Origin of the sequence: Pseudoflavonifractor phocaeensis, assembly GCF_021531815.1 — a bacterium.
Lineage (GTDB): Bacteria > Bacillota > Clostridia > Oscillospirales > Oscillospiraceae > Lawsonibacter > Lawsonibacter phocaeensis_A.
Genome location: NZ_JADYUM010000031.1, coordinates 1 through 11,269, shown reverse-complemented (window position 1 = coordinate 11,269; position 11,269 = coordinate 1). Strand labels below are relative to the sequence as shown.

Here is an 11,269-nt window from a genome sequence, read left to right as displayed (position 1 = left end):
CCGCCGGCCCGATCCGCCGCCCCCGGACGTGCCCCCCAAGGAGCTGGCCCGGGCCTACGGTCAGGGGCTGAAGGGGATGCGCCTGCGGGTCATTTTCCTGTTTCTGCTGTCCGTGGCCGCCCTGGTCCAGCTGCTGGTGCCGGCGGTGGGGCTGGTTTGGCTGCCCCCCCTGGACGACAGCCGGCTCCAAAACGCCGCGGCCGCGGGGCTGATGGCCCTGGGGCTGCTGCTGGGGATCGACGAGGTCCTGAACGGCCTGAAGCGGGCCTTCCGGGGCAAGGTGGGGATGGATACCCTCGCCGCCCTGTCCGCCCTGTTCACCCTGGCCGACGGCGTTATGCTGACCCTGCTACCCAACGAGACGGGCCGTCTGCCCTATACGGTGGTGGCTCTGACGGGGCTGTGGCTCAGTCTTCACGGTACTTATCACAAAAAATGCGGCCTGCGCCTGTCCTGCCGGACGGCCGCCGCCGCCGCCGAACCCTACCGGGTGACCCTGGACGAGGGAAAGTGGAATGGCCGGGACACCTACGCGAAATGGTCGGGCACCGCCGAGGGCTTCGGCAGTCAGATCCAGAGCGACGACGGGGCCCAGCGGATCTTCCGGCGGGTCTGCCCCCTGCTGCTGCTGGGCGACCTGCTGCTGGCCCTTCTGGCCACCGTGGCCGCCGGACGCCCGGAGAACCTGGTATGGGGGCTGTCCGCCCTGTTTACCGCCACCGCCGCCTTTGGCGGCTCCCTGGCCTATGGCCGCTCCTTCCACAAGGTGGCCCGCCGCCTGGTCCAGAGCGGCGCCGCCCTGGCGGGCTGGCCCGGAGTGGCCGGCTCCAGGCGGGGGGACCGGGTGCTCATCACCGATACCGACCTGTTTCCCCCGGGCTATGTGGAGATGAACGGCTACAAGGTGCTGGGGGACTTCCCCATGGAGCGGGTGGTGGCCTATACGGCCACCCTGATCCGGGATTCCGGCAGCGGCCTGGCCAAGCTGTTCCACGACCAGCTCCGGGCCCTGGGCGGCCTGATGCGCAACGCCGACCGGCTGTGCTGCTATGAGGGAGGAGGCCTGTCCGCCAACATCCGGGGCGACCAGGTCCTGGTGGGCTCCGCCGCCTTCATGAATCTGATGGACATTACCCTGCCCGTGGGCCTGAACGTGAAAAACGCCGTGTTCTGCGCCATCAACGGGGAGCTGGCGGGTATCTTTGCCCTGAGCTACGTCCTGCCTGACACCGTGTTCCCCTCCCTGGAGGAGCTGATGCGGGAGAAGGTGGGGCCAGTGCTGGCTACCCGGGACTTCAATTTGATCCCCGCCATGCTCCACCAGCGGTTCAAGTTGGCGGCGGACAAGATGGACTTTCCCCCGGTGGAGCGCCGCCGGGAGCTGTCCGACCCGGAGCAGCCCCATGGGGAGACCCTCACCGCCCTGCTGTGCCGGGAGGGCCTGTTCCCCTTTGCCGAATCCGTCACCGCCGCCCGGCGGCTGCGCCGGGCCACCCGAATGGGGGCTGTGCTGTGCTGTCTGGGCTCCGGGTTGGGGATGCTGCTGTGCGCCTATCTGGTGTCTGTGCCGGCCTATGGCTCCCTGTCCCCTCTGAACCTGCTGGTCTATATGCTGACCTGGCTGGGGCCGGTGTGGTTCCTGTCCGGCTGGGTACACCGGTTCTGATCGGAAACAAAAAACCTCCGGAAGCTGGCTTCCGGAGGTTTTTGTATGCAGACAGGGGCCGCTCAGCGGAATTTCCACACCAGCCAGCCCAGCAGGACAGCCTGGAGGACCAGCAGCAGGGGGAAACCGAAGCGGAAATACCAGTGCTTGGTCTTGTGCCGGAAGGTCCGCATCCCCAGGACCCCGCCCAGGGCGCCGCCCAAAAGGGCGGGGAGGAACAGGGCTTTTTCCGAAATGCGCCAAGTGCCCCGCTTAGCCCGGCGCTTGTCCGCCCCCATGACCAGGAACGCGGCCAAATTGACCAGCAGCAGGTACAGCCCCAGCAGCTGCCACAGTTCTTTGGACACCGGATCACCTCCTCTGGGTCGGGTTTGGACACAGTGTACTCCGCCTGGAGGAAAAAGACAAGAAAAATCTGTCTTCCGGAAACCTTCATGGAAATTTCATGGACTTTTTGTTTGCTCCATGGTAAAATATAACGATCGCGGCCGGAGAACCCGGCCGGAGCAACCAACGACCGTGGAGTGAATGGCTTGAAAACAGAAATTTTAGGCGTACAGTTTGATAACCTGACCCAGCGGGAGGCCGCCCAGCGGGGGGCCGAGCTGCTGGCGGAGGATCAATTTCATTATGTGGTCACCCCCAACCCGGAATTTCTTCTGGCGGCGGAGCGGGACCGTGAGTTTATGGACGTGCTCAATGGGGCGGACCTGGTGCTGCCCGACGGCATCGGGGTGGTCTATTCCGCCAAGATTTTGGGCACACCGTTAAAAGAGCGGGTGCCCGGCATCGAGTTTGCGGAAGCGATGCTGGCCTGCCTCAACGGGCGGAAGGGGCGGCTCTATCTGCTGGGAGCCAAGCCCGGCGTGGCCCAGGAGGCGGGACGCCGCATCCTGGAGCGGTATCCGGACATTGTCCTGTGCGGCACCCACGACGGCTACTTCAAGGATGACGAGGCCGTGCTGCTGGAGGTGGCCGCCGCCCAGCCTGACCTGCTGTTCGTCTGCCTGGGCGCCCCCAAGCAGGAGAAGTGGATGGCCCGCTGGGGCCGCCACACGGGAGCCCGGCTGGCCATCGGCCTGGGGGGCTGTCTGGATGTGTTCGCCGGCAATGTGGAGCGGGCCCCCGAGTCCTGGCAGAAGCTGGGCCTGGAGTGGGCCTACCGGCTGAAAAAGGAGCCTAAGCGCATCGGCCGCATGGCCAAGCTGCCCCTGGTGCTGGTGAAGGCCGCCGGGGAGCGGGTCAAGGGGGGCAAGGACTGATGGCCGGAAAGCTGATCGTCTTTGAGGGCACCGACGGCTCAGGCAAGTCCACCCAGTTCCGGGCTCTGTGCCAGCGGCTGGATGGTATGGGGAAGGAGTACCAAAAACTGGTCTTTCCCCAGTACAGCGAACCCTCCTCGGCCCTGATCCGCATGTACCTGGGGGGCGAGTTTGGGAAAAATCCCGCCGACGTGAATCCATACGCGGCCTCTGCCTTCTACGCTGTGGACCGCTACGCCTCCCTGAAAAAGGTGTGGGGGGACTGGTATGAGGGGGGAGGACTGGTCCTCACAGACCGCTATACCACCTCCAACGCCGTCCACCAGGCGGTGAAGTGCGCCCCAGCGGACCGCCCCGCTTTCCTGCGGTGGCTGGACGACTTTGAACACAACAAAATGGGTCTGCCCCGGCCCGATCTGGTCCTCTATCTGGACATGCCCACGGACAAGGCCGTGGAGCTGCTCCGGAGCCGGGAGGCGGCCACCCACACCCAGGCCGACATCCACGAACTGGACACCGGCTATCTGGCCGCCTGCCGGGAAAGCGCCCTCCAGGCCGCCCAGGTGCTGGGCTGGAAAACGGTCTCCTGTCTGGACGAGGGGGGCACTCTGCGCTCCATCGGGGATATACACGAGGAGATCTGGTCTTTGGCGGCTCCCCTGCTGTGAGCCGTTCCGGGAAAGGAGATTGGTATGGTCTATATCCTGCTGGCCCCCGGCTTTGAGGAGGCGGAGGCCCTGGTCCCCGCCGACCTGCTGCGCCGGGCGGGCATCGAAGTGGCCCTCACCGCCCTGGAGGGGGAGGAAGTGACCGGTGGACATCAGATCACTGTGCGAGCCGACCTGTCCCTGGACCAGGTGGACCTGGACCGGGCGGACATGGTGGTCCTGCCCGGCGGCGGGGTTGGGGTCCGGAACCTGGGCCGGTCCGCCGCGGTGGAGGGCCTGGTCCGGGAGGCCGCGGCCCGGAACATCCCCCTGGCCGCCATCTGCGCCGCTCCCACCCTCTTGGGCCGCTGGGGCCTGCTGGAGGGAAAGCGGGCGGTCTGCTACCCGGGAATGGAGGACCAGCTGACCGGGGCCCGGGTGTGCAGGGATTCCGGCGCGGTGGAGGACGTCAGACTGGTCACAGGCCGGGCGGCCGGCTCTGCCTTCGACTTTGGATTAAAATTAGTGGAGGTCCTGTCCAGCACGGACAAGGCCCGGGAGGTGCGCCATGCCGTTCACTATGGCTGAGGAGAAAAAGCATCTGCGCCAGCAGGTGCGCAAAGAACTGGCCGCCCTGACGCCCCAGGAGCTGCGGGCCAGTGATGACGCTCTGTTCGCCAGATTTCTAGCCCTGCCCCAGGTTCAGGAGGCCAAGACCATCTTCGCATTCTGGGGCATCCCCGGCAAGGAGCCCGAGACCGGACGCCTGGTGGAGACCCTGACGGCCCAGGGCAAGCGGATGGGTCTGCCCCGGATGCTGCCGGAGCACCAGATGGAGGTCCGGCTGTATGACCCGGCCATCCCCATGAACTCAGCGGCCTTCGGAATCCAGGAGCCCAGCACCGACTGCCTCCTGATCCCCAAGGAGGAGATCGACCTGATCCTGGTCCCCGCGGTGTGCTATGACCGGCAGGGCTACCGCCTGGGCTTCGGCGGCGGCTATTACGACCGCTGGCTGGAGCATTTCGGCGGTTTCCGGGTGGGCCTGTGCCGCCGGGCCGTCCTCCGGGACAAGGTGCCCACCGAGGCCCACGACAGCCGGGTGGACTTGCTGCTCACCGAGGACGAGAGCCTGTCCTGAGTCCTGACAAAAGGAAGAGCGGGACCGGAGTCCCGCCCTTGCCCGGACTTACTCAGCAGCAGCCGCAGTTGTTGTCACAGCCGCAGTTGTTGTCGCAGCCGCCCCAGTTCCCGCCGCCGCAGCAGCAGAACAGGATGATGATCAGGATGATGATCCACAGGCAGCCGCCGCAGCCGCCGCCCCAATTGTTGTTTCCACAGCACATGTAGTTTCACCTCACTTGATTTGCGGAGCCTTCGTTCCGCGATTCTGTACTATTCTATGGATACCCCCTGTCCCCGGTGACGGGAAGGGGGCGTGTTAGGAGCTGACCCTATGGCATCAGAACGAAGAAGCGATACGAGACGGGACCGGCGGGAGGACCGGACGGCGGAGCGCCGCCCTGCACGCAGGCGCCGCCGCTCCGCGGAAGCGGTGATGGGCCTTGCGGCCATCTATGTAATCATGGTCATCGGCGTTTCCATCCTGCTGGCCTGTGTGGGCTGGATCGCCGCCAACGACGTGCTGGCACTGAACAAAGAGGCGAAGGAGGCCACCGTGACCATCACCAAGGAGGACTCCTTCGACGACGTGGCCAAGCTGCTGGAAAAAGAGGGCCTGATCGAGTATAAGTCCCTGTTCAAGCTCTTTGCCTCCATCACCGGAGGCAAGGATAAAGTGGCCCCCGGTACCTACACCTTGAACACCGACATGGACTACCGGGCCCTGCTGTCCGGCATGAGCATCAACTCCTCCACCAAGGCGGAGGTGACCGTCACCATCCCCGAGGGCTATTCCCTGGCCCAGGTTTTCCAGCTGCTGGAGGACAAGGGCGTGTCCACCGTGGAGGAGCTGACGGAGGTGGCCGCGGAGCACGACTACAACTTCTCCTTTCTGAAGGACATCCCCCTTGGGGACGCCAACCGCCTGGAGGGCTTCCTCTACCCCGACACCTACCAGTTCAATACCCCCCACAGCGCCCTATACGCCATCAACAAGATGCTGGTCAACTTCGACCAGAAGTATTCCGACGAGCTGCGCGCCAAGGTGGCGGAGAGCGGCTACTCCGTCCAGGAGCTGCTGACCATCGCCTCCCTCATCGAGAAGGAGACCGACGGCACCGACCGGACCAGGATCGCCTCGGTCATCTATAACCGCCTGGACAATCCCAACGCCGGCACCGTGGGCTTCCTCCAGATTGACGCCACCCTGGCCTATATCAACGGCGGAAAGGTGCCCACCGAGGCGGACAAGGCGATCGACTCCCCCTACAACACCTACAAGTACAAGGGCCTGCCCCCGGGCCCCATTGCCAACCCCGGTCTGGAGTCCATCCAGGCGGCCCTGAACCCGGAGAAGACGGACTACTTCTATTACGCCCTGGGGGACGACAACGTCCACCACTTCTTCAAGAATTATGACGAGATGCAGCGGTTCCTGGCGTCTCAGGAGCGGTACAAGAAATAAAAAAAGACACACAGGGCAAGGGCGGCTGCCCTTGCCCTGTGTCCCTGTCAGGAAGGAAAGAGATCATGAGAGACAAGCCCATCGAACTGCTGGCCCCCGCCGGGGATATGGAGCGGCTGCGGATGGCGGTGGCCTACGGGGCCGACGCCGTCTATCTGGCGGGGACCATGTACGGCATGCGCTCCTTCGCCGGCAATTTCACCCCGGAGGAGCTGGCGGAGGCGGTGAAGCTGTGCCGGGCCCATGGGGTCCGGGTCCATGTCACCTGCAACACCATGCCCCGGAACGAGGAGATCGCCTGCCTGCCGGAGTGGCTGGAGTACCTGAACGACCTGGGGGTGGACGCCCTGATCCTGGCCGACGTGGGGGTGCTGTCCCTGGCCAAGAAGTACGCCCCCAAGGTCCAGTGCCACATCTCCACCCAGGCCAGCATCGTCAATTACGTCACCGCCCGGGCATGGTACGACCTGGGGGCCGGCCGGGTCATCCTGGCCCGGGAGCTGTCCCTGGAGGAGATCCGGGAGATCCGGGCCAAGACCCCCAGGGAGCTGGAGCTGGAGGCCTTTGCCCACGGGGCCATGTGTGTCAGCTACTCGGGGCGGTGCCTGCTGTCCAACTACATGACGGGTCGGGACTCCAACCGGGGGGCCTGCGCCCAGCCCTGCCGCTATAAGTACGCCCTGGTGGAGGAGAAGCGCCCCGGGGAGTATTTCCCCATCGCCGAGGACGAGCGGGGCACCTACATCATGAACTCCAAGGACATGTGTATGATCGACCATGTGCCCGAGCTGATGGAGGCGGGATTGGACTCCCTGAAGCTGGAGGGACGGGCCAAATCGGCCTATTACGCCGCCATCGTCACCGGGGCCTACCGCCACGCCATCGACGCGGCGGCGGCGGGGGAGCCCCTGGACCCAGTGTGGCGGGACGAGGTGGAGCATATCAGCCACCGGCACTACTCCACCGGCTTTTTCTACGGCCAGCCCGGCCAGTTCGTTGAGGACTCCCGGTATATCCGGGACTGGCAGATTGTGGCCAAGGTCCAGTCCTGCGATGAGACCGGGAGAGCGGTGCTGACGCTGAACAACAAGTTTGCCCTGGGGGACGAGCTGGAGCTGGTGGGCCCCGATGTCCGGCCCCAGACCCTGCGGGCGGAGGCCCTGTGGGACCGGGAGGGCAACCCCCTGGAGGAGGTCCGCAAGCCCCAGATGGAGTTTGTCATGGACCTGCCCCGGCCGGTGCCGCCCCTGTCCCTGCTGCGGCGGCAGGCCGATTTGACACCCTGAGGAGGCGCGTGCATGATACCGACCTATGAGCAGATGGGGGACTGGCTGGAGGAGATCGCCCAGGACTTCCCCGAGGCCTTTTTTGAAGAGCTGGACGGCGGCATCCAGCTGGAGGAGGCGGCCCTCCCCGACCCGGACTTTCCCCCGGGGGAGATGTACATCATGGGGGAGTACGTCCACGACATGCTGGGCCGGTACATCCTGCTGTACTACGGCTCCTTCGCCGCCCTGCTGGGGGAGGAGGACGAGGAGGCCTGGAAGGACGAGATCTTCGCCACTGTGGCCCATGAGTTCACCCACCACATGGAGGAGACGGCGGGCCTCCACGCCCTGGATGACAAGGATCTGGAATTTTTGAAGCAGGCGTTGGAGGAGTATGGGGAGGAGTAACGTTCGGGAGGTGTGTTCCCATGGCGGATAGACCTATGGTCCGGGGCCGCTTCGCCCCCAGTCCCAGCGGGCGGATGCACCTGGGCAATGTGTGGTCCTGCCTGCTGGCCTGGCTGTCCGCCCGGAGCGCTGGGGGCGGGATGGTCCTGCGGCTGGAGGACCTGGACCCGGACCGCTGTAAAATGGAATACTGCGACCAGGTGATGCGGGACCTGGAGTGGCTGGGCCTGGACTGGGACGGCCAGCCCATGTACCAGAGCAGACGGACCGAAGCCTACGCGGAGGCTTTCCGTTCGCTGGAGCGGCAGGGCCTGGTCTACCCCTGTTACTGCACCCGGGCGGAGCGGCTGGCCGTTTCCGCCCCCCACCGCTCCGACGGCGGGACGGTGTACGACGGCCGGTGCCGCCGCCTGTCCCCGGGGGAGCGGGAGGCGCTCGCCAGGACCCGTCGGCCCGCCTGGCGGGTGCAGGTACCGGAAAAAACCATTACATTCCGCGATTTATTGCAGGGAGAATACAAAGAGGAGTTACACCGGGACTGCGGAGACTTTATCCTCCGCCGGTCCGACGGGGTGTACGCCTACCAGCTGGCGGTGGTGGTGGACGACGGGGCCATGGGGGTCACCCAGGTGGTCCGGGGGAGCGACCTGCTGGACTCCACCCCCCGGCAGCTGTGGCTTCAGGAGGTCCTGGGCCTGCCCCATCCGGCCTACGGCCATGTTCCCCTGCTTCTGGCCCCCGACGGCCGCCGCCTGGCCAAACGGGACCGGGACCTGGAGCTGGGCCAGCTCCGGGAGACATATACCGCCCCCGAGCTGGTGGGCCGTCTGGCTTTCGCTGCCGGGCTCCTTCCGGAGTACGCTCCGGTCACCCCGCGGGAACTGCTGCCCTTGTTCAACTGGGACAGGGTGCCCCGGGGAGACATGGTGTGTTTCCTGCCGGCAGATGGAAACGGTCCGGAAATATAAAAGATACCCCCGCCTGTTGGAAGCAGGCGGGGGTGCGTTTTTATAACAATCACACTGATTTAATGGGATTGGCTCTGGGCACATTCGGCGGCGTATTCTCCCCGGAAGTATTGGAGGAAGATAATGCTGGAGATCAGGAAGGAAAGCAGGTCGCAGGTGGCCTGGGTGGCCACCAGACCGGACAGGTCGAACAGGTGGGACAGGAGGAAGACCAGGGGGATGCACAGCCCCTGTCGGCAGACGGCCAGGATGGTGGCCCGCCAGGACTTGCCCAGAGATTGGAAAAACATGTTGGAAAAGACGGCGATGGCTCCCAGGGGCAGGGTGAAGCACTGGAACCGAAGGGCACGGACGCCGATCTCGATGACCAGGGGGTCGTCCCGGAAGAAGGTGATGATGGGGGTGGTGAACAGCAGACCCAGAATAGCGGCCGCAGTAAGAATGGCGGTACAGGTCTTGATGGAGAAGGTCAGGGCCTCTTTCATCCGGTCCATGCGGCCGGCGCCGTAGTTATAGCCCAGCACGGGCTGGAACCCCTGGCCGAAGCCGATGATGATGGAATTGACCACCATGAATACCTTGGTGACGATGGCCAGGGAGGCCACGGCGGCGTCGCCGTAGATCCGGGCGTTGTAGTTGACCGCCATGGTGGACAGGCTCAGGACCCCCTGCCGGAAGAAGGAGGGCATGCCCTGTTTCAGAATGGCCAGATAGACCCGGGGGGTCCGGGCCACACAGGCGGGGCTGACCCGCAGGTCGCTGCGCTTGAAGGCGAAGAAGGAGGACAGAATGGTCAGGCTGACACACTGGCTCAGCAGGGTGGCCGCGCCGGCCCCGCCGATCCCCATTCCGAACACAAAAATGAAGATGGGGTCCAGGATCATGTTCAAAATGCCGCCGGTAGCCAGGCCCATGACGGACAGGTTGGCCTTCCCCTGCCAGCGCAGCAGGTTGTTCAGGGTGAAGGACAGGATCATCACAGGGGCGCCCAGGAGGATGTACTGGGCGTAGTCCAGGGCGTAGGGGTAGATGGTGCTGGTGCTGCCCAGCAGCCAGATCAGCTCCCGCAGATTCAGCAGGCCCACAGCGGCCAGGGTAAGGCCCAGCACCAGGGCGGTCAGGACGGCGCTGGAGGCGTAGGTGTCGGCTTCCTTCTTGTTGCCCTGGCCCAGCAGACGGGAGGCGATGGAGCCGGAGCCCATGCCCACGGTAAAGCCCACGGCCTGGATGATGGACATAATGGAGAAGACAACACCCACCGCGCCCGAGGCGCTGGTGTTGATCTGGGAGACGAAGTAGGTGTCCGCCATGTTGTAAATGGAGGTGACCAGCATGCTGATGATGGTGGGTACCGCCAGCCCGCCTACCAGGACGGGGATGGGGGTCTCCAGCATTTTTTGCCGCTGATCGGGGCGCTCTTTGGAAACGTGGGAGTTGAGATGGGGCAAAGAACTCACTTCTTTCTGTCAGTGAAAAAACCGCCCCGGCGCCGCCGCGCCGGAACGGAGCAAATATGTTTTTTATTATTTTATACCCCCTTTTTTCCCAAGGCAAGGGGGAAAAACAAAAAAGGACCGCTGCGCGCCGCAGCGGTCCGAAGAAAATGCCGGATCAGAAGGACAGGCCCAGCCCGCCGGTGAGCTTAGACATGGTCTCGGAGGCGTCCGCGTCAGCGGCACGCATGGCCTCGTTGACGGCGGCCACGATCATGTCTTGGAGCATCTCCACATCGTCGGGGTCCACGGCCTCGGGGTCGATGGTCAGGGCCTTCAGCTCGTGCTTGCCGTTGACCACAGCGGACACCACGCCGCCGCCGGCGGCGGCCTGATACTCCTTCTCCTGGAGCTCCTGCTGCATCCGCATCATGTCCTGCTGCATCTTCTGGGCCTGCTTGAGCATGTTCATGTTCATGCCGCCGCCCATGCCGGGCATCCCCCGGCCGCCATAGCCTTTTGCCATAGGTACATAACTCCTTTACTGTTGGATTTTATCACGTATCCATAAAATGGTATTACTGAATCACGATGTTGTCAAACTGTTCCCCGAAGGCCAGAAGCTGGTCCAGGGCATCCTCCGCCGGGGCCTCGGGCTGGGGAGCGGGAGGCAACTGGGGGGCGTCCTCCGCCGGGGGCTTTCCGGTGACCACGCTGACCCGGGGCTGTCCGCCGAAGGCGGCTGCGGCCGCCTGGGTCAGGCCCTCCAGAACGGCGGGCTTGTTCAGCATGGAGCGGGTGAACTCAGTGTCCGTCCACAGGGTGAGCAGGCCGTTTTTCCAGACTCCGGTCACCTTGGCGGGGTTGTTCAGATAGGGGAGGACGGAGGGGGATACCTTGCCCCGCAGGCCCGCGGCGAAGGAGGGCCAGAAGGCACGGTCGCCGCCGGAAGCGGGGGCGGGAGCGGGCGCGGGAGACTTTGCCGCCGCCTGCTGGGGCGCGGGCACGGGACGGGGCGGCGGTGCGGGAC

The 11,269-nt window shown here is 64.9% G+C and carries 13 protein-coding genes and 1 pseudogene; 9 read left to right on the top strand and 5 right to left on the bottom strand.

The window, feature by feature from the left end; translation table 11 throughout:
* A partial coding sequence (locus tag I6E42_RS12405) for a hypothetical protein (protein ID WP_235372326.1) occupies window positions 1-1,666 on the top strand: 1,666 nt, incomplete at its 5' end.
* A 62-nt stretch (window positions 1,667-1,728) separates the two neighbouring features.
* On the opposite strand, the gene I6E42_RS12400 is transcribed toward I6E42_RS12405, so the two are convergent.
* Entirely contained in the window at window positions 1,729-2,013 is a 285-nt protein-coding gene (locus I6E42_RS12400; RefSeq protein WP_235372325.1) for a DUF1294 domain-containing protein, read from the bottom strand.
* Between the two features lie 186 nt (window positions 2,014-2,199).
* Between I6E42_RS12400 and I6E42_RS12395 the strand changes: the two genes are divergently transcribed.
* The 4 genes from I6E42_RS12395 to I6E42_RS12380 are packed head-to-tail and all read left to right on the top strand — an operon-like array spanning window position 2,200 to window position 4,716.
* Complete coding sequence (locus tag I6E42_RS12395) at window positions 2,200-2,928, top strand: WecB/TagA/CpsF family glycosyltransferase (protein WP_235372324.1); 729 nt, start codon at window positions 2,200-2,202, stop codon at window positions 2,926-2,928.
* The gene (locus tag I6E42_RS12390) at window positions 2,928-3,596 is read left to right on the top strand and encodes a dTMP kinase (RefSeq protein ID WP_235372323.1); all 669 of its coding nucleotides are present in this window, start codon (window positions 2,928-2,930) and stop codon (window positions 3,594-3,596) included. The genes I6E42_RS12395 and I6E42_RS12390 overlap by 1 nt, the downstream gene beginning before the upstream one ends.
* A 24-nt stretch (window positions 3,597-3,620) precedes the next feature.
* Entirely contained in the window at window positions 3,621-4,163 is a 543-nt protein-coding gene (locus I6E42_RS12385) for a DJ-1 family glyoxalase III (protein WP_235372322.1), read from the top strand.
* A complete protein-coding gene (locus I6E42_RS12380; protein WP_235372321.1) occupies window positions 4,144-4,716 on the top strand; it encodes a 5-formyltetrahydrofolate cyclo-ligase in 573 nt (190 codons plus the stop codon). Before I6E42_RS12385 ends, I6E42_RS12380 begins: the two co-directional genes overlap by 20 nt.
* Before the next feature lie 52 nt (window positions 4,717-4,768).
* Here I6E42_RS12380 and I6E42_RS12375 read toward each other — a convergent pair whose 3' ends face one another.
* Window positions 4,769-4,921 carry a hypothetical protein gene (locus tag I6E42_RS12375; protein WP_235372320.1) on the bottom strand — a complete coding sequence of 51 codons (153 nt, stop codon included), beginning with the start codon at window positions 4,919-4,921 and terminating at the stop codon, window positions 4,769-4,771.
* A 110-nt stretch (window positions 4,922-5,031) separates the two neighbouring features.
* Between I6E42_RS12375 and mltG the strand changes: the two genes are divergently transcribed.
* From mltG to gluQRS, 4 genes are all read left to right on the top strand, one after another.
* A complete protein-coding gene (mltG, locus tag I6E42_RS12370; protein ID WP_235372319.1) occupies window positions 5,032-6,162 on the top strand; it encodes an endolytic transglycosylase MltG in 1,131 nt (376 codons plus the stop codon).
* Window positions 6,163-6,227: 65 nt separating this feature from the next.
* Window positions 6,228-7,448 (top strand): peptidase U32 family protein, encoded by a 1,221-nt coding sequence (locus I6E42_RS12365; protein ID WP_235372318.1) that lies wholly within the window; start codon window positions 6,228-6,230, stop codon window positions 7,446-7,448.
* A 12-nt stretch (window positions 7,449-7,460) separates the two neighbouring features.
* Window positions 7,461-7,838, top strand: coding sequence for a metallopeptidase family protein (locus tag I6E42_RS12360; protein WP_235372317.1), 378 nt, complete (start codon window positions 7,461-7,463; stop codon window positions 7,836-7,838).
* A 20-nt stretch (window positions 7,839-7,858) separates the two neighbouring features.
* On the top strand, window positions 7,859-8,806 hold the full coding sequence (gluQRS, locus tag I6E42_RS12355; protein ID WP_235372316.1) for a tRNA glutamyl-Q(34) synthetase GluQRS: 948 nt from the start codon (window positions 7,859-7,861) through the stop codon (window positions 8,804-8,806).
* A gap of 59 nt (window positions 8,807-8,865) precedes the next feature.
* Here the strand turns inward: gluQRS and I6E42_RS12350 are convergent, their stop codons facing one another.
* The 3 genes and pseudogenes from I6E42_RS12350 to I6E42_RS12340 all read right to left on the bottom strand — a co-directional run.
* Entirely contained in the window at window positions 8,866-10,254 is a 1,389-nt protein-coding gene (locus I6E42_RS12350; protein ID WP_235372315.1) for an MATE family efflux transporter, read from the bottom strand.
* A gap of 163 nt (window positions 10,255-10,417) precedes the next feature.
* Window positions 10,418-10,765 carry a YbaB/EbfC family nucleoid-associated protein gene (locus I6E42_RS12345; RefSeq protein WP_235372314.1) on the bottom strand — a complete coding sequence of 116 codons (348 nt, stop codon included), beginning with the start codon at window positions 10,763-10,765 and terminating at the stop codon, window positions 10,418-10,420.
* 52 nt (window positions 10,766-10,817) lie between these two features.
* A pseudogene (locus I6E42_RS12340) lies at window positions 10,818-11,269 on the bottom strand (DNA polymerase III subunit gamma/tau); the annotation flags it as partial.

Coding starts and splice junctions, on each gene's coding strand:
- I6E42_RS12375 (WP_235372320.1), bottom strand. CDS start 4,921: ATGTGCTGTGGAAACAACAATTGGGGCGGCGGCTGCGGCGGCTGCCTG.
- I6E42_RS12380 (WP_235372321.1), top strand. CDS start 4,144: ATGCCGTTCACTATGGCTGAGGAGAAAAAGCATCTGCGCCAGCAGGTG.
- I6E42_RS12385 (WP_235372322.1), top strand. CDS start 3,621: ATGGTCTATATCCTGCTGGCCCCCGGCTTTGAGGAGGCGGAGGCCCTG.
- mltG (WP_235372319.1), top strand. CDS start 5,032: ATGGCATCAGAACGAAGAAGCGATACGAGACGGGACCGGCGGGAGGAC.
- I6E42_RS12390 (WP_235372323.1), top strand. CDS start 2,928: ATGGCCGGAAAGCTGATCGTCTTTGAGGGCACCGACGGCTCAGGCAAG.
- gluQRS (WP_235372316.1), top strand. CDS start 7,859: ATGGCGGATAGACCTATGGTCCGGGGCCGCTTCGCCCCCAGTCCCAGC.
- I6E42_RS12365 (WP_235372318.1), top strand. CDS start 6,228: ATGAGAGACAAGCCCATCGAACTGCTGGCCCCCGCCGGGGATATGGAG.
- I6E42_RS12360 (WP_235372317.1), top strand. CDS start 7,461: ATGATACCGACCTATGAGCAGATGGGGGACTGGCTGGAGGAGATCGCC.
- I6E42_RS12345 (WP_235372314.1), bottom strand. CDS start 10,765: ATGGCAAAAGGCTATGGCGGCCGGGGGATGCCCGGCATGGGCGGCGGC.